General features: G+C 40.0%; 16 protein-coding genes and 1 pseudogene. 1 reads left to right on the forward strand and 16 read right to left on the reverse strand.

What is annotated here, in order from left to right; all coding sequences use genetic code 11:
• Positions 1–34 precede the first annotated feature (34 nt).
• From MK396_RS06800 to MK396_RS06820, 5 genes are all read right to left on the reverse strand, one after another.
• Positions 35–3,130 (reverse strand): DEAD/DEAH box helicase, encoded by a 3,096-nt coding sequence (locus tag MK396_RS06800; protein ID WP_268724097.1) that lies wholly within the window; start codon positions 3,128–3,130, stop codon positions 35–37.
• 92 nt (positions 3,131–3,222) lie between these two features.
• A complete protein-coding gene (locus MK396_RS06805; RefSeq protein ID WP_268724098.1) occupies positions 3,223–4,395 on the reverse strand; it encodes a MalY/PatB family protein in 1,173 nt (390 codons plus the stop codon).
• A gap of 7 nt (positions 4,396–4,402) precedes the next feature.
• A complete protein-coding gene (locus MK396_RS06810) occupies positions 4,403–5,497 on the reverse strand; it encodes a cystathionine gamma-synthase (protein WP_000031946.1) in 1,095 nt (364 codons plus the stop codon).
• A gap of 145 nt (positions 5,498–5,642) precedes the next feature.
• Positions 5,643–7,601, reverse strand: a complete 1,959-nt coding sequence (locus MK396_RS06815) for a peptide ABC transporter substrate-binding protein (protein WP_268724099.1) — start codon at positions 7,599–7,601, stop codon at positions 5,643–5,645.
• 202 nt (positions 7,602–7,803) lie between these two features.
• Positions 7,804–9,426: a putative polysaccharide biosynthesis protein gene (locus tag MK396_RS06820; protein ID WP_268724100.1), complete on the reverse strand. Its 1,623-nt coding sequence runs from the start codon at positions 9,424–9,426 to the stop codon at positions 7,804–7,806.
• A 105-nt stretch (positions 9,427–9,531) separates the two neighbouring features.
• Between MK396_RS06820 and MK396_RS06825 the strand changes: the two genes are divergently transcribed.
• On the forward strand, positions 9,532–10,977 hold the full coding sequence (locus tag MK396_RS06825; protein WP_268724101.1) for a UDP-N-acetylmuramoyl-L-alanyl-D-glutamate--L-lysine ligase: 1,446 nt from the start codon (positions 9,532–9,534) through the stop codon (positions 10,975–10,977).
• Positions 10,978–11,012: 35 nt separating this feature from the next.
• Here MK396_RS06825 and MK396_RS06830 read toward each other — a convergent pair whose 3' ends face one another.
• The 11 genes and pseudogenes from MK396_RS06830 to MK396_RS06880 form a co-directional block, all read right to left on the reverse strand.
• On the reverse strand, positions 11,013–11,213 hold the full coding sequence (locus MK396_RS06830) for a CsbD family protein (RefSeq protein ID WP_000051186.1): 201 nt from the start codon (positions 11,211–11,213) through the stop codon (positions 11,013–11,015).
• Between the two features lie 101 nt (positions 11,214–11,314).
• A pseudogene (locus tag MK396_RS06835) lies at positions 11,315–11,554 on the reverse strand (DUF1803 domain-containing protein); the annotation flags it as partial.
• 358 nt (positions 11,555–11,912) lie between these two features.
• Positions 11,913–13,643, reverse strand: coding sequence for a hypothetical protein (locus MK396_RS06840; protein ID WP_268724102.1), 1,731 nt, complete (start codon positions 13,641–13,643; stop codon positions 11,913–11,915).
• Positions 13,644–13,730: 87 nt separating this feature from the next.
• On the reverse strand, positions 13,731–14,228 hold the full coding sequence (locus MK396_RS06845) for a hypothetical protein (protein WP_268724103.1): 498 nt from the start codon (positions 14,226–14,228) through the stop codon (positions 13,731–13,733).
• A gap of 281 nt (positions 14,229–14,509) precedes the next feature.
• Positions 14,510–15,034, reverse strand: coding sequence for a tetratricopeptide repeat protein (locus MK396_RS06850; protein WP_268724104.1), 525 nt, complete (start codon positions 15,032–15,034; stop codon positions 14,510–14,512).
• A gap of 9 nt (positions 15,035–15,043) precedes the next feature.
• Positions 15,044–15,493: a hypothetical protein gene (locus tag MK396_RS06855; protein ID WP_268724105.1), complete on the reverse strand. Its 450-nt coding sequence runs from the start codon at positions 15,491–15,493 to the stop codon at positions 15,044–15,046.
• A gap of 56 nt (positions 15,494–15,549) precedes the next feature.
• Positions 15,550–17,460: a beta-glucoside-specific PTS transporter subunit IIABC gene (locus MK396_RS06860; RefSeq protein ID WP_268724106.1), complete on the reverse strand. Its 1,911-nt coding sequence runs from the start codon at positions 17,458–17,460 to the stop codon at positions 15,550–15,552.
• A 58-nt stretch (positions 17,461–17,518) separates the two neighbouring features.
• Positions 17,519–18,748, reverse strand: a complete 1,230-nt coding sequence (locus tag MK396_RS06865; RefSeq protein WP_268724107.1) for a neutral/alkaline non-lysosomal ceramidase N-terminal domain-containing protein — start codon at positions 18,746–18,748, stop codon at positions 17,519–17,521.
• A gap of 4 nt (positions 18,749–18,752) precedes the next feature.
• Positions 18,753–19,922, reverse strand: coding sequence for an alkaline ceramidase (locus MK396_RS06870; protein WP_268724108.1), 1,170 nt, complete (start codon positions 19,920–19,922; stop codon positions 18,753–18,755).
• A 12-nt stretch (positions 19,923–19,934) separates the two neighbouring features.
• The gene (locus MK396_RS06875; RefSeq protein WP_268724109.1) at positions 19,935–20,975 is read right to left on the reverse strand and encodes an amidohydrolase family protein; all 1,041 of its coding nucleotides are present in this window, start codon (positions 20,973–20,975) and stop codon (positions 19,935–19,937) included.
• A gap of 380 nt (positions 20,976–21,355) precedes the next feature.
• Entirely contained in the window at positions 21,356–22,249 is an 894-nt protein-coding gene (locus MK396_RS06880) for a LysR family transcriptional regulator (protein ID WP_268724110.1), read from the reverse strand.
• Between the last annotated feature and the right edge of the window lie 216 nt (positions 22,250–22,465).

A 22,465-nucleotide genomic window follows, 5' to 3' on the forward strand; every position in this document is an offset into this window, starting at 1 on the left:
TCAACACTTTATTATAGCGTATTGTCTTGATTTTTCAAGTGCTGGCTTCAGAAATCCCTAAAATTTCTCGAATTTCTGCCAGACTAAGACTCGCACGCGATTCTGTCCCATCCAAAACTTGGGAAACCAGGTGTTTCTTCTGTTCTTGGAGTTCTTGAATCTTTTCTTCAATGGTTTCTCTAGTAATCAAACGGTAAACCTCTACCTTCCGCTCCTGTCCCATTCGGTGAGCTCGTCCGATAGCCTGAGCCTCGACAGCAGGATTCCACCAGAGGTCCACTAGGATGACGGTGTCAGCTCCTGTCAGATTGAGACCGACACCACCCGCCTTAAGGGAGATGAGAAAGATATCTCTTTCCCCTTGATTAAATATTTTAGTCATCTCCTGTCTGTCTTGAGCAGGAGTTGAACCTGTGATTTTGAAGGAAGTCAAGCCCAAATTTGGGAGCTCTTGCTCGATTTTTTCCAACATTCCTTTAAATTGAGAGAAAATCAAGACCCGATGCCCACCATCAGCCACTTGTAGCAATAAATCTCGGAGACTATCCAATTTACCACTGGCTCCTTGGTAATTGTCCATAAAAAGAGATGGCGTATCGCAGATCTGGCGCAAACGCATGAGACCAGATAAGATTTCTACCCGACTTCTCTGGAATTCTTGATCTGTCACTTGTGTTAGGCGGTCTCGCATCTGTTGCAACTGGGCTAGATAGATGGCCTTCTGCTGGTCTTCCAGTTCATTTTTATAGACGACTTCGATCAGATCAGGCAGTTCTGTAAGGACTTCTTCTTTCTTACGCCTCATGACAAAGGGCTTGATAAACTGCGCGACCCGGTCAGCCGGTAATTTCATAAATTCCTTCTTGTTAGGTAAGAGCCCCGGTAGCACAATTTGGAAGATAGACCACAACTCTCCTAGATGATTTTCGATGGGCGTACCCGACAAAGCAAAAACTGCTGGCACCACAAACTGGCGCAAACTCTGAGCAATCTTGGTCTGGGCATTTTTCATGACCTGGGCTTCATCTAAGAAGAGAAAATCAAAAGCCATCTCTTGATAAAGCTCGCTGTCTTGACGAAAGGTGGCATAGCTAGTCACATAGATTTGGTGATTTTCAGAAAGAATCGCTTCTCGATTCGCTTTCAAACCATGAACGACAGCCAAATCCAACTGTGGGGCAAATTTCCTAAATTCATCTGCCCAATTGTAGATCAAACCTGACGGCGCTAAAATCAAGACCCGACTATCTTCGGTCACCTGACTAGTCAAAAAAGCGATAGTTTGCAATGTTTTTCCCAGTCCCATATCATCTGCCAGAATGCCACCAAAACCATAGTGATGAAGCATCTGGAGCCAACGGACTCCCTTTTCCTGATAGTCTCTCAAACTCGCCTGAACTCGTATATCTCCCAAAGGAAAATCCTCTGGATGGGTCAAATCATGAGCTAAATGCTGAAATTCCTCCGAAAATGCTATCCGATCGCGACCTTCAAAAAGCTGAGAAAGACTATAAGCTAAAGATTTCCTAGCTTGGAAAGAGCCATCTTTTAGTTCAACCCCCAGTTCCTGCAAATTCTGACGGATCTGCTTGGTTTCCTCATCAAAAAAGTACACTTGGTCAGAAGAACTGATATAGAAATCCTGATTGCTGGTCAAGGCTTTAAGAGCTTGATCAATCTCTTCTTGGGCAATCCCTTGGAAATCAAACTGAATCTCCAACAGTCCTCCCTTGGACTCAATCTGAACCTGAGGAGCTTGAACACTATAGAGCTGATTCATCTCATCAGACAAGAAAACCTGTCCCAACTTCTCAAAAGCTGGAATCGTATGGTGAAAGAAAGAATAAACTGCCTCTGGCTTCAAAGCCTGTCTCCAAGACTGAAAATCAGCCTCAAAACCAGCCCCTAAACAGACTTGAAATAGCTGATTTTCCAAGACGGCATCGCTTGAAAATGGTAATTGTTCCAGCTGTTGACGACTAGTCACCTTAACCTCTCCATAGTCAAACTGGATATCCAAGCGAATGCGGCCGTCATCCTCCCTATCAAAGTAAAAGATTGGTGAAAAGGATCGTATTTGTAAGCGCTCAGGAGCAGAAACTGTTCCTAGCTGTCCAAACAAAGGCAGACAGGCGGCTAGGCGGTCACGATCACTGTTGTCAAACTGGAGGCATTTTCTCCCTCTTTCCTCCTGAGGAAGCTCCTTGATTTCCTTTAGTAGGCTGATTTGTTTAGGATTTAAGAGATAAAGATTCCCCTTACGAAATAGAACTGCTCCCCCATAGAATACGTTGACTCGCTCACTTTCAGAAATCTCCATCTCAAAATAATCAGGATACTCCTGCACGGAAAAAGAGAACAGTTCTGCATCTGGATCTAAATCATGAAAGAGAAGATTTTCATAACTAGTAATCTGATGTTCGAAATGAAAATCTTCCAAATTCATCAGCAACTCCACTCCCTGTTCAAAAAAGCTCAGAGGGAAAAAGAGGTGACGACCTTGATTGGGGAAAAAGAGGTCTTGACTCAGTCCCTCCTCAATCAAGCCACATAAAAAAGTAAGAACTTCTTGACTAGCTGTATCAAAAGCATCCCAAGACAAGTCATTTTCATGGTGTTTCCCAATCATATATGGCTTTCGATGGACCAAGACCTTCAAAAAGAGAGGGATGTCACGAATGACATAATATTTTTGACTATCAACTAAACCGATTCGGAGAGTCCAAAGGAGGCGATTGGTTCCAGCTTCTACCTGACCTTGAGCCGATAAAGTGTAGATTTTCTCTCGTTTCTGAGGTTGAATACGCTCCAAAAAACTACCACCAAAACTAACCTTGGTTTCGACCTCTTCTTGCTCTTCATGTCCTTTTTCTAAGGCTTGTAAAATCACCTGGCCTTCTTCATCGTTCTTCAGATAATGCTCAAGCGCTGCGAGGTGAACACAGTATCCTCTTTTTTGGAAAAAATCACAAGCACAAAAAACAAGATCATCCTCTAAACTGTAGCGCAAGTCTTCTCCCGCCACACGAGTATAGAGGCGATTCCCTTTTTCCTTGATAATCTCAATCTTGCCTGTCTCATAGAGAGTAACACCCTCCATGCGCAACTTTCCTGGAATCAATTTAGCCATAGTTACCCCTTTATCTTATCTTTTCATTATACCACATTTTCCCCTATGAAAATAGCCTTCTAGGAAGACTTTTCTCCTAGAAGGCTGGATTTTTAAAGTGTAGCAAAAGCAGTCACGATGCGTTGGCAAACTTCTTCCAAAAGTATTTTAGGCATGGCAACATTGAGGCGGGCATGAAGGGCTCCTTCCTCTCCAAAATCCAAGCCTCGGTTGAGGATAACCTTGGCTTCATTCTTCAAAAGCTCTTGCAAGCGGTCATCCGTTACCGTTAGGTCATAGGCTGAAAAATCAAGCCAGATCAAGTAGGTACCTTGTGGTTTCATGACCTTAATCTTGGTTTCGTTGCCCAAAACATCCACTACATAGTTAATGTGGTCCTCGATAACTTCTTTTAGTTCTCCTAACCAGTCCTTACCATAACGGTAGGCAGCTTCTGTCGCTAAATAACCCAAGCCTGAGATTTCATGCTGGTTATTGGCCAACTGGCGTTTTTGAAAGGCCACTCGAAGCTTTGGATTTTCAATAACTGCATAGGAATTCTTGGTCCCAGCAATATTAAAGGTTTTAGTGGCACTACTCAAGATAAGGGCAAAGTCTTTAAAAGCAGGATCAATGGTATTAAATGACTGGTGTTTGTGACCAAAGAGGGCCAAATCTTGGTGAATCTCATCTGAAACCAACAAAACACCATGTTTTTGGCAGAGATGACCAATCTTTTCTAACACTTCCTTTTCCCAAACACGGCCCCCAGGATTGTGGGGATTGCAAAGGATATAAAGCTTCACATCCTCTTCCACCATATCCTTCTCCAACTGATCAAAGTCAATCTCAAACAGCCCATCCTTTTCTACCAAAGAATTGGTAATTAATCGGCGATCGTTCAGTTTGACACTGCGAGAAAAAGGTGGATAGACTGGTGTGTTAATCAGAACAGCTTCTCCTTCTTTTGTAAAGGCTTGAATGGCTGTTGAAATAGCTGGTACCACTCCTTCGATAAAGACGAGAGCATCTTTGTCAAAGTGATAACCGTGTTGGCTGGCTTCCCATTCTTGAACCGACTGAATCAAAGCGTCGCTTGCATAAGTATAGCCATAGACCAACTGATCTGCGTAGGCTTGTACAGCTTGTCGAACTTCAGGCAAAACTACAAAGTCCATATCCGCTATCCAGGCTGGTAGAACTTCTCGATCAGCTTCGGCTTCTTTCCATTTATAGGTATGGTGCCCAAAACGATTGGGCAGGCTTGTAAAATCATATTTTCCCATATCTGTCTTATCCTTCCAAAGCTTGGCGCAAGTCCGCAATCAAATCTCTAGCATCTTCAATCCCGATTGACAAGCGCAGGAGGTCATCTGTTAAGCCATAGGAATGGCGCACTTCTGCTGGAATATCCGCATGAGTCTGAGTTGTCGGATAGGTAATCAGACTCTCTACCCCACCCAAACTTTCTGCAAATGAGAAGACCTTTAAGCTATTTAAAATATGAGGAATACGCTTTTCATCCACTACTTTAAAGGAAATCATACCACCACGTCCAGTATAGAGCACTTCCTTGACAGCAGGTGAATCCTTCAAAAAGGCAACGACTTCTTGGGCATTGGCTGTAGAACGCTCCATACGAAGAGGTAGAGTTTTAAGACCACGAATCAACTGATAACTATCAAATGGTGACAAGACCGCACCAGTCGTATTTAGATTGTAGAACAGTTGTTCATATAGTTCTAAACTATTAGTCACAACCACCCCAGCCAAGACATCGTTGTGCCCGGCTAAGTACTTGGTGGCTGAATGAAGAACGATATCCGCACCATCTTCAATCGGACGTTGGTAAATCGGACTGTAGAAGGTATTGTCCACCACTACCTTGGCACCCTTGGCATGAGCTAGTTTGGCTAGTTTTGCAATATCAAATTCCAACATCAAGGGATTGGTTGGCGTTTCGATATAGAGAACATCCACATCTTTCTCTAACTCAGCAATCAACTCTTCTTCTGTATTGGCATAGGTAAAATGGAACCGGCCTTCTTGCTCGACTTGGTTGAACCAACGGAAAGAACCTCCATACAGATCTCGCACAGCCAAGACTTTACTTCCTACTGGAAAGACGCTAAAGGCCAGTACAATCGCAGCCATTCCTGAGCTCGTCGCTAGGGCATAATCTGCTGATTCGATTGCCGCCAAGACTTCCTCCGCCTTACTGCGAGTTGGGTTTTTAGTACGGGTATAGTCAAATCCCGTAGATTGACCGAACTCCGGATGCTGATAAGTGGTTGAAAAATGAAGCGGTGTTACCAAGGCACCTGTAGCCTCATCTGACTTGATTCCCGCCTGGGCCAAAATTGTGTTGATGTGTAGTTCTTTGCTCATACAATACCTCCAAATCTATAGTAACTATTGTATCATTTATTTTCACTAACTCATTTTCTTGTTTTCAAGAGCTAGTTATAGTTTCAAACTATATAAAAACGATAGTTCCTTAAGAAACTATCGTTTTTCCTGTTGAATAGACTGGTTATTTAACGTGTTTTGCCAGTTCTTCTTGGGCTTTTTTATTTGATTCTTCTTTTTCTTTCTGCCATTTTTCTTTAGCTTTTTCATACTCATCAGTCGTTACAGTCTTATCTTGCAACTTGAGGTATTTGTATGATTCGACACCCTTATTTCCAGCCTGTGAGAATGGCGCTGAGAATGGAACTGTCTTTCTCAAGCCAGGTGTTCCACCCTGAGAAACGTTTGGAATTGCAAGGGCGCTATCAACGAGCCAAGCTTGAATTTCAGCATATTTTTCATAACGTTTTGCTGGATCTTGCTCCTTGTTCGCTTCTTCCAACATTTGAGTGTAAGTATCCAGACCAACTGCCTTAGCCTTGTCATTAACCTCACCTGGTTCTAGACCAAGGTTTTGTAACATACCGCCGTCATTGACATTTAGGATATCTAGATAGCTTGATGGATCCAAGTAGTCAGCACTCCAACCACCATTATAGATATCAAAGTCTTTTTGAGCTGCAGTTTGAGCGAGGTAGCTAGAATTATCGTAGTCATCTGTTGATAATTGTTGAATATCGATAACCACATTCTCAGCTCCTAGAACAGATTCGATGGATTGTTTCAAAGAGCTCGCTTCAAGTACACCTTTTTTAGCTGATTGGTCTACAGATACATCCAAGTGAATTGGGAATTGTACACCCTTAGCTTCCAATTCTTTCTTAGCTTCTGCAAATTTAGCTTTAGCCTTGTCAGGATTGTAGTATGGATCTTGCGCATCTGCAAAGTTGATTCCTTGCCATTCTTGGCCATAGTTGACCATCTTTTCTGAAACAACATCGCCAAAGTCTTTTCCGTTGATACTTACAAAGGTTGGAGGTACCACTAGGTTACGAATAATCTTTGTTGCTCCTTCTTCCCCTTGAGATTGTGCTCCATAGGCTGTACGGTTATAAGCATAGTTGAAGGCTTGACGGAAGTTTTTATTCAGAACTGCTTCTTGGGTAGATTTCTTTTCGATATCTGAGGATTTAGACGTGAAGTTATAAGATTTTCTGTCCAAGTTGAAGTTCAAGTAATAAGAAGTTGCGTTTTGCATACTATAGATGATGTTATCCTTGTTCTTCTCTTTAATTCCTTCAAAGCTTGAGCTATTTGGGTAGAGACGCGCGTAGCTGTATACTCCTTCTACGAAGTTACGAGCTAGGGCATCTTGGTCACTGCCGTCATAGTAAGTCAATTTCACATCGTCCACAAAGACATTTTTAGCATCCCAGTAATTTGGATTTTTCTTATATTCGATAACAGATTTTGAAACAAAAGATTTCATCAAGAAAGGTCCACTGTACAAAATGCTAGAAGGATCTACCTTACCAAAATCATCCCCTTTTGATTTCAGGAAGTCTGCATTGACAGGGAAGAGAATGGTTGAAGTTGTTTTAGAATTCCAATAAGGTTCTGGACGTGTCAAAGTATACTGAACTGTTTGGTCGTCAATCGCCTTAACACCGACAGTTGAAAAGTCAGTTGTTTTCCCGTTGATATAGTCATCCAAACCTGCTACAGAGTCTTGAACCAGGTACAAGGCTTCGGATTTTTTATCAGCAGCATATTTCAACCCAGTGACAAAATCTTGCGCCGTTACAGGGGCGTATTCTTCACCCTCATAGGTATACCATTTTGCATCCTTACGCAATTTGTAAGTATAGGTCAAACCGTCCTGAGAAACAGTCCAATCCTCTGCCAACGATGGAACATAGTTACCGTATTGGTCATTTTCCATCAATCCATCTACCAAATTAGTAACGATGTCGTTGGTTGTTGCCCGGTTTTCTGCAAGATAGTTCAAACTAGATGGATCGCTCGAATAAACATAGTTATATGTTTTAGAAGAACTAGTTGAGTTTCCACATGCGCTCAGTAAGATACCTGCGCTTAACACGACACTTGCAAGTGTCAGATACTTGGCCTTAGACTTTTTCATTTCCAGAACCTCCTGTTTTAAAGATTTGTCTTATTATACAGCTTTGGTTTTATTTAGTCAAGTAATTTCTGAAGAAAAACTTAAAAAACATATTTTTCTACTCTTAATTTTAGAAAAAGTTCTCCTTTTTTAAGAAAAATGTAGTATAAAAACCTTTCTATTAAAGAAAGGTTAAATTCATTACTTTTATTTATAAATCTTTTTACGATATTTTCAATCGTGTACGTAGTCGGTCTGCTTGAGCTTTGCCGATTATCTTGTCCAAGAGTCGTGTCCGTAGGCTCATCAAACCATAAAGACCTCCTCCAAGCCCTCCGATGAGAGCCACATAAAGGAAACTCCAGAAACGTCCACTTGGTTGGAAGACAAAACCGAGTAGCCACTGCAAGAAGCCAACTAGGATGAACATGACAAGGGTTAAGATGGTAATCAAGATAGTCCGCTTCAAGATTATCTTTCGACGAGCACCCGTTACCTGGCAGATGTCTCGGTACATCAAGACATTCGGAATAATCAAGCCGATAGTCGTTGAAATCAAAGGACCGTAGCTGTGAAAAATGGCAATGGTTGGCAATTGCAAGACGATCTTAGCAATGGAACCATAGACAAAATAAAGAACTGCCTTGCGATTTCGGAACATGGCCTGAAGCATAGGGGACAAGACCATATACAAACCTAGGATAGTAGACTGCAAAACTGCAAAGACAAACAAGCCCATGGCCAGACTATCTGGCTTACCGTAAAAGACTGTGTAGAGCGGTTCTCCTACCATAACAACCCCAACCGTTGCTGGTAGCAAGAATAAGAAGAGCATGGTGAGGCTATCTTGGACTAAGCGAGCCGCTGCCCGCAAGTCGCCTTTTACATAGTTCTCCGTCAACAGCGGCAAACCAACACTCCCAATTGAAACTCCCACAGAGATTAAAATCATAGTAATTTTATTAGGATTGGCAGAGAAATAAGAAAACATGACAACCAAGTCTTCATTGCTGTAGTTGGTAAACCACTTCATACTATTGATAAAGGTCATCTGGTCTAAAATCTGGAAGAGCTGGATGGCTGATCCCGTCAGGATAAAGGGAATGGCTTCCTTGATGGTATCGACTAAGAGTCGCTTACTATTGATTTTATCCCGTGTTTCAAAGACTCTTTTAAGCAAACCTTCTTGGGCAAGGAAATAAATCAAAACTGCAAAACTTGCTACCATCCCCACAAAGGCCGCAAAGGTCGATTGGGTAACTGCTGATAAGTAGTCACCAGAACCCATCTTCATAATGAAGAAGGTCGCCAACAACATCCAGATAACACGAATTACCTGCTCGGCGATTTGGCTCATGGCATAGGGTTTCAGGTTATTCATTCCTTGGAAAAAGCCTCGGATAACACTCATAGATGGGAAAATCAAAACTGCCCAAGCCAAACTCTGCATGATGGGAATCAGGTCTTTCCCCACACCTGACAAATCTGCTAACCAGGGAGAAAAGAGATACAAGACCAAAGCAAAGACTAAGCCCAAGCCCGTCATAAAGCTTAGGAAACTCCGAATCAATGCAAAGCTATGCTCTTCTTCTCGCATAGTATTGTACTTAGCCACTTGTTTGGCGACCGCAACTGGGATACCCGCTGTCGAAATCAGCAAGAACCAGGCGTAAATATTGTAGCCCATGGTAAAGAGTCCGTTTGCCTTGGCAGCATAGGTCCCCATCCAGATATACCAGGGAATAATGTAAATAGCACCAAGGAGGCGACTAATAAAGTTACTAGCTGTTAGCCAAGCAGTCCCTCGCAACATCTGGGCTTGCTGGTGATTGTTTTCGTTAGACATAGCTTCCTCATTCAATTTTGATAACTAGGAAATTTTCCTCATCTTCCATTATAAACTTTTCCTTGTTACTTGTAAAATTCAGACTTTCGGTTTACAATAGAGAGTATGATAAAGATTGAAACCGTATTAGATATATTAAAGAAAGATGGTCTCTTCCGCGAGATTATCGACCAAGGACACTACCACTACAACTACAGTGAAGTTGTTTTTGATAGCATCAGTTACGACAGCAGAAAAGTAAAAGAAGGCACTCTTTTTTTTGCAAAAGGCGCTGCCTTTAAAAAAGAATACCTCCTATCCGCTATAAGTCAAGGCTTAGCTTGGTATGTCGCAGAAAAGGACTACAAAGTCGGTATCCCCGTCATCATTGTGAACGATATCAAAAAAGCCATGAGTTTGATTGCTATGGAATTTTATGGCAATCCACAAGAGAAACTCAAAATTCTCGCTTTCACAGGGACAAAAGGAAAGACAACATCTGCTTACTTTGCTTACCACATCCTATCTCAACGCTACCCAACAGCTCTCTTGTCAACTATGAACACAACTCTAGATGGCAAGACCTTCTTTAAATCTTCCTTCTCAACGCCTGAAAATATCGATCTTTTCGACATGATGGCTCAGGCTGTTAAGAATGGAAGAACCCATCTTGTAATGGAAGTTTCTAGCCAAGCCTATCTTGTTCATCGAGTCTATGGCCTGACCTTTGATGTAGGTGTCTTTCTCAACATCACTCCTGACCATATCGGACCAATTGAACATCCAAGCTTTGAAGATTACTTCTACCACAAGCGTCTCTTGATGGAAAATAGCCGAGCAGTTGTCATTAACAGCGATATGGATCACTTTTCTGTACTGAAAGAACAAGTTGAATATCAAGAGCATGATTTCTACGGTAGTCAGTCGAGCAACCAAATCGAGAATTCCAAAGCCTTTAGCTTTTCCGCTACAGGTAAACTCGCTGGTGATTATGATATCCAACTCATAGGTCACTTCAATCAAGAAAATGCAGTCGCTGCAGGACTTGCCTGCCTCCGTCTAGGCGCTAGTCTGGAAGATATCAAAAAAGGAATCGCTGCAACCCGCGTTCCTGGACGTATGGAAGTTCTCACTCAAAAAAATGGTGCCAAGGTCTTCATCGACTACGCCCACAATGGTGACAGTCTGAAAAAACTTATTTCTGTTGTTGAAACCCATCAAACTGGAAAGATTGCTCTGGTTCTCGGTTCGACTGGAAACAAGGGTGAAAGTCGTCGCAAAGACTTTGGCCTCCTCCTCAATCAACATCCTGAGATTCAAGTCTTTCTAACTGCGGATGACCCCAACTATGAAGATCCAATGGCCATTGCAGATGAAATCAGCAGCTATATCAGTCATCCTGTTGAAAAGATTGCCGATCGTGAACAAGCCATCAAAGCAGCCATGTCCATTACAAACCAAGAACTCGATGCCGTGATTATTGCGGGTAAGGGTGCTGATTGCTACCAAATCGTCAATGGAGTAAAAGAATCCTACCCTGGTGACTCAGCCGTCGCAGAACGCTATCTATAAAATCAAAAAATCAAGGGATGTTTCCCTTGATTTTTTTAGTCTTCTTTCTTAAATGAGTTTTTAAGACCTTCAACGGCACCTTCTACAGCACCTTTAGCATCTTCAACAACTTCTTTTGCTTTCGCAACTGTTTTTTCTACAGTACCTTCTGCTTCTGTCTTGCTATCGCCAGTAACTTTACCAAATCCTTCTTTGATAGCACCAGTTGCTTGTTCCAATTTATTTTCAAGTGACATAGCTCTGTCTCCTTTGCTTTTAATACGATAATGGTTATCGCTTACATTCAGTTTATGCTTATTCTTTAGCAAAGTCAAACAATCTGCTCAAAAGCAAATATTTAAGACAAATAGAACGGCAAGCGTTCCTTGTCAAAATCAACAGCCAACTCATACTTTCCTTCTTCGTTTTGAATAATATAATCCAAGACGACTAAACTCTCAACGAAGATATCACGGCGTTTCTGCATCAGCTGGTCCTTTTTGAGGAATTTCAGTAAAAAAGTCGTCATATACTTGAGAGCATACTCAGGATTGACATCTCCCAAAATGGCATAGAGTTCCTGCTGATCTTCTGTCATTATCGCAGGAAAAGGAGCTGACTGCTACCAAATCGTCAATGGGGTAAAAGAAGAATATCCAGGGGATGCCGCCATTGCTGAGCGTTATCTTTAATCAAACGAAAGAAGGCTAGGAAATTTTCCTAGCCTTTTATTGTTTGATAAACATCAATCTTTCCTAAGAGTTCTCACTATTATAGTAGCCTGCCTACAATATGGTAATTTCCCTATTACTGGTAGGGTTTGTCTACGTTCTATGGCTGAAAATTTCAGGCTCAGTTCATGTTTAAAACAAAGTACTGTTAAACATATGAAATTTCCAAGCCACATACAAGATTTCGGAAGTTTATCTGTTAATATCAATCGCGTAAATCAGATTTTATGACCGTCCACCTTTGTAACCCTTGTTGATGAAGTTTTGCCACGGCCACCTGAGATGGTCTTCCCAGCTATCACCAATGATATAGCCAGCTTTTACAGTAACTTTTTGGATATCATTTGGATTTTTAATGGCTGCTTCAGCATGAGAGTAGACCTTTTTAAAGGTATAGGTAATACCGCCTATTGTCTTATCCTCAGTTTGGTCAAACTGACGTGTGAAGTAACCAGTATTATCTTTTAAAGCAATCTTTACATCACCGGAGGCATCAAAAGTCGTCTCGTTAGCTTCATCAACAAAGCTACCATTACTAGCTTCTGAATAGTAGCGTATCTTACTGTCAGTATCGATGTAAGATAAGGTATAGGTTGGTCGGTCAAAAAGTTGTTGCCAATCAGTCAATCCATCTAAGCCATAAACTGTCCAAGTTTGTGTGCCAGTCTGTCCTCCTGCCATGACATTGTAAACATAGACGCTAGCAATATCGTAAGAATGGCTGATCTTACTAATCTTATACTGGCGATCGTCCCAGTTAAGCTTTTCTGAATCCACGTCGACCTTCAGTTTGGTGTAAACCGGTGCATTTGCCCAATAAGTATAGTTCACCTCGATGATAGTCTTAGTTTTACTGGTTTCAAGAGTGAAATCAGTGCCTCTTTTAAGTTTAAGGGTATCTCCATATTCACTCTCCATGGTTAAAGTCACATCATCTTCTGACAGTTTGCTGGCATTAATACCATTCGCCCAGCTGAGAATGAGATTATCACTATACTGGTCAGCAAGGTTTGGAAGATTATTTTCAGAATCTGTTGACCATTTGAGATAAGAAGTCGCATAAATACTTCCATTATCAACTTTAAATGTCCTACCGTAACAACAAATATGTGCTTTAAAAATCTTATTACTGATTGGTAGTCCATTATATTTTAAACCTGATAACTCAAAATTTAAATTGTAGTTACCGTTACCATCACCTCCCAATTCCGACCATCCACGTCCACCACCATTTTCACCAAGTACATATCCAGAATTAGTTATTTGTAAATCTTCTGGTTTAATCGAATAATTAATACTAGCATTTTTTATTTTGTTTGATAATCCCTTGTCACTATAAACATAATCAGTGGTATAATAGCCATCACCATCTGCTAGGGTTACTTTAGCAGTGCTATTATTGACTAAACTACTGTCTACTTTCTTACCATCAACTGTGAATTTAAAATTGATTTGATTATTTTTAAATGTCAATCCGTCTTCTTGTGTAACTTCTCCCTCAATAGTGCCGTCAACACTTACTTTTGGAATAACGTATTTCCCAATTTTAGCACTTGTTTCACTATAATGTGCGTGATTGTCGCCAGTTCCTACAATGCTACTGGAGTCTGGCATGATATAAAGATTTGCTCCACCATTGCTTGAAAATCCTGTGATTTTACTACTATCAATAGTAATGGTAATAGCTGAAGAATCACTATCAACAGCCGTTATTTGAGCAACTCCAGAGGTATCTGTTAAAGCTTGCTTATCTGATTTCAAAACAAGCCAATCGGTAACTTCTTGACCAGCCTCAGCCACAAACTGCCAAGTGTCTTTTGTAGTCAGCGTAACGCTATATGTGGCATCTTTTGTGATAGAAATGTCATCAGATGTCACTTGATAATAGCTACTTTGCGATTCATTTGTTTGTTTGGATGACTCTTGTTTTCCAGTATTTGAACATGCGGCAAGCATCGCTAAAACGCTTATAAAAAATAATATACCTTTTTTCATAAAGATTCCTACCTAATATTTCTATTTCCTACTCATTATTTTTTTGTTTTAAAAAAAATTTATGGTGAATACTGATAATATCATAACCAATGCCACTCCAATGAAAGTAAGAGGCTTACTTGATTGACTACCAGTTTTAAGTAAAGTGTCTGATTGTTTCTTTTGAGGTTCTGAGACAGCGACGGCTGAAGAGCTTTCTTCTAAGGCTATTTGTTCTTTATAGACAACTGCATAGATACTAAAATGGCTTGTTGTAAAGGTTACTTTACTTCCATTTTGAATAACATCGACGGAAGTTAAACTCTCATCGTTCGCAACATGATAAAGCGCTGATACTTCGTAAGTGACTGGCAATATTACTTGAACGGCTTCACTAGGTTGAACCTCATTTCCAGAAGCATCTTGAAGTGTAATATCATAGACATCATAGTTTAAGTCTTTCAAGGCAGCTACCGTAGTTCTCATCACAACAACAGTAACTGCATTAGATAGTTCCGCCTTTGTTCCAATTACAGATACGCCTGTGGTAGCATCTGATAATGTCAAAGCTTCTTGATTTTCATCACCGTTAGTAGTTTCTGACGTCGTGTCATCTGTAGTAGTTTGTTGATTTTCTGTCGTTGTCTCAGTGTCATTTGTTCCTTGAGTTAATCTTTAGATAGCTTCGGTAGCTTCTTGATAAACTTTAAGGGCAGCTTCGTAGTCAGCAACATTACCACCTAAATCCAGATTAACTTGCGCAGCAGTTTGAACTTGATAATAATAAGAAAGAGCCTTTTCTAAATCGATTGCTACCCCTAATCCATTTTCGTAAAATCGTCCGAGTGCTAATAAGTATCTGGAATTCCTAGCATGGTTGAATGTACATTAGAATCTGATAAAGCTTTTTCGTAATAATAAACAGCTTTGCTATAATCTTGTGCAATTCCTTCTCTGCCATATTCATAATACGTTCCCAACTTATAAGCAGCTGTTCCGTCAAACGTTCTACCATTACCATCAACGGCAATTAAGTAATATTCTTCCGCTAAGGTATGATTGGGATTTTCCCATGTGCCGTCATCATGATAAAAACCTGAATCATAAAAATTAGCAGCATAACGAGGTCCTTTAAAATCTGTCGCTGTTAAATTATCACTTTGGAAGGATAATAAATAATACTTCAATGCCGTATCATTACTTTGATTAATCCCAGGATAAGTCCCTGTAGCTGCCGCATAAATATTTCCTAAAGCTGTGTATCCATTTTCTTTTCCTTGTTCCACAGCCATCACTTCATAAATACTCATAGCAGAAGAAACATTTTGCTCAACACCGTCACCAGCTATGTAGAGATCAGCTAATCCTCCCAAACCACGATCTTATGGATCTTCAAAGAAAAAACTGTCATCGCAATAAATAGCAAAAGCTTGCTCATAGTCTCCTTTTTGACTAGCTGTCACACCTGTACGATAGAATGTAAAGATAGCCCCTTGGTCACCGTCAGCAAGAACCTCTGCTTTGTAAACATTAAGATTGTCAATCGCTGTCCTCGCTTCAACTAAGCCTTGTTCTTCTGCTACTTTGTAATATGCCAAAGTCTTGGCATACCACTGGACAATGCCATCACCCGTTTCGTATTGTTGCCCAAGCGCAAAATATTCCGCTGATGATAGTCCATCTTCAACATTTATAGCTAAATTATCTGCGACTTCCTCTCTTGTTAAAGATTGAACCGTATGACTGATACCTAGAACCAAAATTCCCACAACCAAAATCGCCATCAGCTTAACGATAGGGAGTCCATAATGAGATACTATTACTTTCTTCATCTTATTCACCTTGTAAAAAGAAGAGTTAGCGTAGCGTCGCCAACTCTTTTTTGGTTTTATTTTAAATTAATAGAGAGTAATGGAGTCGTTGTGTCAACTGTTCCTTGTGTTAATGGTGTTACGGTATCCAGTTGTACAGTCTTGGTAACAACGACCATAACTGTTGGATCATAACCTGCTTTTTTAATGCCATCAAGGTCAAATTCAACAAGAAGATCACCTTTTTTCACTTTCATCCCTTGTTCAACACGACTAGTGAAGTATTGTCCGTTTAAGTTAACCGTATCAACACCAATATGAATGAGAAGTTCGTCACCTGCAGTACCCGCTAATCCAACCGCGTGACCTGTAGGATAGGCAACACGGACGATCGCATCTTCTGGTGCATAGACCTTGCCATTACTTGGGATAACTGCAATACCGTCACCTAAGAGTAGTTGTGAAAAGACTTGATCGCTAACACCTGTCAAATCTACAGCTTGACCATTTACAGGAGAAACAATTGTCACTTCCTTTGCTTTAACAGGTGCTTTTTCTTCTGCTTTTTTTGCTAGTAACGCTGCGCTGTCTCGTTTATCACCAATAACTAAGGCTGATACCAAGGCAATCGCAAAGGCAACAACACCTGAGATACAAAGAGCAATAAAGCCGCCATCAATACCGTCAGGATTGATAAATGTTGGGAAACCAAGGAGTCCGTGAGCCCCGAATGTGTAAAGTTTAGCACCGCCAAGTCCCGCAATGGCACCACCGATACCAGCTGCAGCAAGACCGGTAACCAAAATCATTTTACGAGGAATCATAACACCATAAAGTGCTGGTTCACTAACCCCAAAGAATGATGAAATGGCAGCAGCAAATGACATGGAGCGTGTATCTTTATTTTTTGTACGAAGAGCAATACCAAGTGCAGAACCGAGAACGGCAGGTGCCCCAGAGAAAATTAATGGGTTGATAATATCATAACCATATTCAGAAACATTGATTTGGAAGAATGGTAGGATTGCCCAGTGAAGACCAAACATAACCAGGATAGACCAGAGAGACCCAATCAAGAATCCTGCGATACCAATATTGAGGTTAAGTAGCCACGTAACAGCACTACTCAATAAGTTTTGAAGAACAATTGAAATCGGACCAATGACAATCAAGCTAGCTGCACCAGCAATAATCAATGTACAGAATGGAACAAAGACCATTTTCAAAACATCTGGAATATGTTTGTTAAAGAATTTGTAAACATAACTAGCAAACCATGTTACCGCAATAATCGGAATAACGGTACTAGCATAACTTTGAAGAGCTACTGGAATGCCAAGAAATGTTAATTGATAATCCATTTCAAAAACGGTTCCAGAAAATAGCGTATTAATAGCATCGCCACTAGTAGCCGATACTAAAGTTGGATAGACAAGGAAAGCCCCTAGTGTCATACCATAGATTTCTTTTAACCCAAAGCGTTTAGCAGCACTCCAGCCTAAAACGACTGGGAAGAAATAAAACAGTGCATCTGATAAAGCGCTTAAAATGATGTAAGTGCCATCCTTAGGTGACAACCAACCGCAAGCACTAAGAAGTGCAAGCACCGCCTTAATCATCCCTGAACCAGACAACATACCCAATACTGGAATGAAAATAGAACTAATAAGCCCTAAAGCTTTGTTAATGAAACCTTTATCCTCTTCTGTATTGGCTACTGTGCTATCACCCTCGTTCGTTGCAATATCGCCATCTTCGATAATAGCATTGTAAACTTTTTCAACGCTCGGTCCGACAACAACTTGGTATTGACCACCTTGTTTGACAACATCGAGGACACCAGACATATTTTTTATAACGTCGTCGTTAGCTTGGGCTTCGTCTTTTAAAATAAAGCGAACACGTGTGATACAGTGACTAACACTGCTAACATTTTCTTTGCCCCCCACTTGAGTGAGAATATCTTTTCCTAATTTATTGTAGTCCATAATTAGAACTCCTATCTAAAATCTTCAATCGACTTCACACAGCCCCGATTACGGCTCGTTAGTTATCTAGCAAGTGACTTGCACGAATAAATTTTTCAATAATAGTTTCAAAAGTTCCTGCTGGAACAGGGTTACCAATCGTTTCAAAACTTAGCCCATAATCCTTAGCTTCTAAGAAATAATGATGGAAACCATTGCTATATCCAGCAATCAACACCGTTTTATCCGTTGTATTTCTCAATAATTCTCCGCCAGCAGATGCTAGCTCCCCAGGGAAGATGAAGAATCTTAAATTTCCAATATCCAAGATTCCAAGTTGTAAGATGTCATAAAATTGTGGCATCGTTAGCTGTTCTTCACACTTTTCAACCAAATGTTCGACTGGCTGAGCGCCAACGGTCTTAATAGTCCCATTTTTCATGCCAGCAATTCGCAAACAAAGGTCTTCATCATATGCCTTCTTGTCATTGATGACTTCGTGACTAAGTTCCAAAACGTTAATGCTTTCCGTTTCAAGAGAAAGTGTTGTCGTTTTTATAGGAGCGATAAGCTCAGCTAATCCTGCTGTCACACGTTCTAGTTCTGCAAAATCACGCCCCTGTCGATCATAATGATTACTAGAATCACCTGCACAACCTATTAACATCAGTGGGTAAAATCCCCATTTTTCTTTTAATTTTGTTGATAGATTTCCTGCTAAATCAGCAGTCAATTCCATATTATCGCCACTTAAAACCGTTGAATGGACCGCAATATTAACAATACCCGCGACAGCTTTGCCATTGTGAATAAATTTTGTCACCGAGACAATATTGTCTGATTGGTAGCCTTGATGATTGCGATTACTATAATATCCAAGAATTAAATCCTGCCCATACTCAACACTAACTTCAACAAGATTATGCCGACATTGTGCGACAACATCAAGAAAACATTGCACAAAGAAATCATAATACTCTTGATTGTAGCGACCAAATTCCCAAGTTTTATGAAAATCACGTACCGAATGATGGTCATGTGTGACACCGATAATAATATTTTCAAATGGAATATGGTATTTTTGACTGATTGCACGTCGAATATCTGCAGCAACAATATCCTCTATTTCAAGAAGGTCTCCTGTTGCCAAAAAGACTTCTTGACCTTCATTGTTATGAAATAAAATACCATTAATGTAAATAGGGTCATGAATGCCTTTAGCAGGTTGATTTCGTTTGGGAGTTTTATATCCTAATAAGTAAAATGGTGCTGTCGGTGTAATATTTTTACGACCGTATCCAACCTTCATAAGCTCACTTCCTCTCTTTTAATGTCTTAATAATAGCCTGACTAACCTTTTCAGCACTTCCACGTGCAAACATGGAATTCATTGCTCCATAAGTATAATTATCGTAACTTCTCTCATCTACCATGTATTTTTGACAACCATTAATCATCGTAGCAATCATTGTTACTGGAAAAGGAGATTGTTCTTTAATAACCATACCCGTGATGCTCGTCAATTCTGGTTTTAACATGACTAACCCAAAATCCCCAATACTCAAAATTGCTACCTCAACTTGCTTTTTCCCATGCAATTCAAAATGATATTTCCTTGTTGGTTTTAAGCTTTTCATATCAGGGATGACTTGACCGTCAAGCTCAACGGTGATCGTAGTTAATGTTAAAGTATCTTCGAGATGTTCATTTTCTGTCACTTGCGACAGAATCACTGAAACCAATTCATCTGAACATTGTTCTAGACTGTCAAAACTTTCTTGGGCTACATCAGGTATTTGGTCAGCAGCCGCTCCAAGCATAAATAAAGCAACACAATTAAGCTTCTCTTCAATTTTTTGCGAGGCTAAACCGATAAAATCGCTACTAATAGCTCCGTCACCTATTTTTTCGACAATAGACGACTGAACATCCACACTGTAAATCATAGCTATTAATGATTCTGAAGGCGAGGAGATTTTCAACATCGGAATCGTATGATTAGAATAGCCATACGGATTTTTTCCCAACCAATACCCATCTATCCCCTCTATATCGCGGTTAATCTGTGCTTTTGCCGTAATATTTTGACAAGAGAGAGATGCTGACTGTAAACTGCTTTTAGCTAAGAGCAAAGCCTCTTCAACAGCTTCCAGCAAAAACTCTAAATAGAATTGATTTTTTTGCTTGGTTTCGTCGTCTGCTTTTTCTAAAGCCTTTAAAGAACGTGTATGTGGAGCTGAGAAGGTATGTATAACACTAATAAAAATATGTCTATCTAAAACGTCATAATTTTCCTTAACCTTGTTTTTCATAGCTGTAATCGCATAATCTTGTAAAGATGTTACATCAAGCGAAATAAAGATAAAATCAGCTAAAATAATAGCTCGGCAATACAAATCATCATGATAATACGTGAATTTTTCAAGTGGCAATATTTGTCCAGGCAACTTAATGCGAGATTTTCCTGCACCTGCTTGTAACATAGTTACCTCCTTTTAATCTGTAACATGATAAAGTCGCTTAGCATTTCCCTCTAAAATCAAATCCTTTTCCTCATCACTAATGTCTAAATTTCTAACAAAAGCTGGACCATCTATTAGCCACTCATTACGTACTGGATAAGAGGATCCATAAATAATATGGTCTGCCCCCAGCACTTTTACTGCACACTCCAACTGTTCCTTGCCCCAAGGCTGAGCATGGGACATTTCAAAGAAGAGGTTTTCTTTCAAATGCTTTGCAATAGCACCATTATCTGTCTGAAACCGTTGAACACCTTCAGTCTTAGTTGCCTTTTTAGGTAGAATCAAATTCTTAAAGGCAAAGAAGCCACCTCCCAGCATCGAATGCACAAACTTGATATGAGGAAATTTATCAAAAAAACCACTAAACAATTCTCTCATAACAGCAGTTCCTTGGTCAACATTGCGCCCATAAGAACGGCGAACGTTATTGTATTCATAAAGCTGTTTAAAATCTACAGGTACTGGATTATGGTGAATATAGACAGTGACTGATTTAGTATTTATATATTCAAAAAATCCAGCAAACTGTTCATCATCTAAATAATGATCACCGTAATGTGCAATCATTTGCAGACCTGTAAAACCCAGTTCATCCAGGCAGCGGTCGATTTCAGCTTTGACTGCCTGACTATCTCGTGGTGGAACAACTCCCAGACCTCGTAGACGGCCATTTGACTGTCTGACAAATTCCGCCATCCCATCATTAAACTTCTTACAGAGTTCTAAACTTAGCCATTCATGATAGCAAGGAAGCTTTAGAATTCCCACTGCAATACCAGCCTCATCCATATCCGCTAGAATATTCTCCAGAATATAATCGCCCTCAACATAATTGACATTGGCATAACCGACTGGCCTTTCAATCACAATCTGCTTACGGCCATCCTCCAACTGCACCATTCGCCCTTCTGTCTGATAAAGGCGTGGTATTTCTGCTAAAAATCGCTCCGCATAGGCCTCGTCGTGAAAAATTTTTTCATCAAACCAATAAATATTTGCATCAACTATCATTATTTTCACCTTTTCCTTTTTAATTATCTAAAATCAACCTTTTTAGTAAGGGACCTAACAGGAAGATTTGAACGAAGAATGCCATTGGAAAGTTAAATGTTAAGGTTGTTAAAAATGAAAAGAAAAACTCTCTCATTTTCATCCCAACACATCCTCCTAACATCACTATCATACCGAAAATTCAAAACGCTTACAATTCAACTTTTGGTCCTATTTATTCCGAATCGGAATAAATAATCCTCGATAAATATCATAGAGTAGACTAAAAAGCGATTCGTAGGCTGTACCGAAGAAACACAAAACCATGCTGACGTAGTTTGATGAGATTTTTGAAGGGTATTATTTTCATTTCAAAAAAAGTCAGGCACAAAGCCTAACTCTCACTGCTGTATAAATTCTAGGAAATGACTAGCTACCTTTGATAGAAGAGCCCCCTTTTTAGAATAAATCACAATTTCTGTCTCAATATGAGGTAAAACTGGAACTAATTTAACCTGATTTTGCGTATTGATATAAGAAATAGGCTTTGACATCAAAAGAGAAATTCCCATTCCTTTACTCACAAGGTCAATGATATTTTCTGCTCGTTCGCCTGTGTATGCAATTGCTGGCGTAAAACCTGCCTGATGACATGCCTGTATAGAAATACTATGCATCATAGAATTTGGGGAGAGAAAAAGAAATTCTTCAGTCTTTAAATCGGATAGATCAATCAATGCCTGATTGGCAAGAGGATGTTCAAGTGGTAAAACTGCAACCAAATAATCTGCCGTAAAAGAGGACATTAAAAAATCAGCTACATCTTCCGTCGCTTCAGCCCCTCCTGGTAAATGACGAATAAAGGCCAGATCACATTCGCCACTGCGAAGCTTCTGCTTAAGTTGCTCAGTCTCACCTTCGATGATACTTAAATTAATTTTTGGATTAGCTTTTTTAAAACCAAGAAGCATGTCTGTAATACCGTAAGGTGCCATAATGGGAATAGATCCGATTGTCAAACTTTGTTCTTCTGCCTCCTTTAGATTGAGAAGAGCCGTATTGAACTGATACTGAATCTCAATCATTTGCTGGGCATATTTGAGAAATACCCTCCCTGCCTCATTGAGCTTCACCTGACGGGTTGTTCGATCAAATAGAGTGGTTCCAAGTTCTGCCTCCAACGATTTTATATGCTTTGATAGACTGGATTGAGAAATATAAAGATTCTCTGCCGCTTCCAGATAATTCTCAATTTTAGCCAGAACAATAAATTCTTTAAGATGACTCAGCTCCATGTTTACTAATCCTTTCGCTTGTTTCTTTTTTCCTCTTATTATCTCAGATATCCAAATATAACTCCCTTGTATCAATAAATAGGTAAAACGATTGATTTTATCTCTTCTTCAAAATTAGATAGCTAGCTGCAAAATAGATCCAATTATTGGTGCAGTATTCAAAGAATCCAGTCTTGTAGACGATTATATTCAGTTTTTTCAATGTGAAGCACGAAT

The sequence above is a fragment of the Streptococcus oralis genome, from assembly GCF_026782235.1.
GTDB lineage: Bacteria > Bacillota > Bacilli > Lactobacillales > Streptococcaceae > Streptococcus > Streptococcus oralis_CC.

Bases quoted from the DNA above. Each gene is read 5' to 3' on its own strand.
- MK396_RS06815 (WP_268724099.1), bottom strand. From the start codon at position 7,601: ATGAAAAAGTCTAAGGCCAAGTATCTGACACTTGCAAGTGTCGTGTTA.
- MK396_RS06880 (WP_268724110.1), bottom strand. From the start codon at position 22,249: ATGGAGCTGAGTCATCTTAAAGAATTTATTGTTCTGGCTAAAATTGAG.
- MK396_RS06840 (WP_268724102.1), bottom strand. From the start codon at position 13,643: ATGCTTGCCGCATGTTCAAATACTGGAAAACAAGAGTCATCCAAACAA.
- MK396_RS06830 (WP_000051186.1), bottom strand. From the start codon at position 11,213: ATGTCACTTGAAAATAAATTGGAACAAGCAACTGGTGCTATCAAAGAA.
- MK396_RS06870 (WP_268724108.1), bottom strand. From the start codon at position 19,922: ATGTTACAAGCAGGTGCAGGAAAATCTCGCATTAAGTTGCCTGGACAA.
- MK396_RS06875 (WP_268724109.1), bottom strand. From the start codon at position 20,975: ATGATAGTTGATGCAAATATTTATTGGTTTGATGAAAAAATTTTTCAC.
- MK396_RS06800 (WP_268724097.1), bottom strand. From the start codon at position 3,130: ATGGCTAAATTGATTCCAGGAAAGTTGCGCATGGAGGGTGTTACTCTC.
- MK396_RS06810 (WP_000031946.1), bottom strand. From the start codon at position 5,497: ATGAGCAAAGAACTACACATCAACACAATTTTGGCCCAGGCGGGAATC.
- MK396_RS06805 (WP_268724098.1), bottom strand. From the start codon at position 4,395: ATGGGAAAATATGATTTTACAAGCCTGCCCAATCGTTTTGGGCACCAT.
- MK396_RS06825 (WP_268724101.1), top strand. From the start codon at position 9,532: ATGATAAAGATTGAAACCGTATTAGATATATTAAAGAAAGATGGTCTC.
- MK396_RS06860 (WP_268724106.1), bottom strand. From the start codon at position 17,460: ATGGACTACAATAAATTAGGAAAAGATATTCTCACTCAAGTGGGGGGC.
- MK396_RS06865 (WP_268724107.1), bottom strand. From the start codon at position 18,748: ATGAAGGTTGGATACGGTCGTAAAAATATTACACCGACAGCACCATTT.
- MK396_RS06820 (WP_268724100.1), bottom strand. From the start codon at position 9,426: ATGTCTAACGAAAACAATCACCAGCAAGCCCAGATGTTGCGAGGGACT.
- MK396_RS06855 (WP_268724105.1), bottom strand. From the start codon at position 15,493: ATGAAGAAAGTAATAGTATCTCATTATGGACTCCCTATCGTTAAGCTG.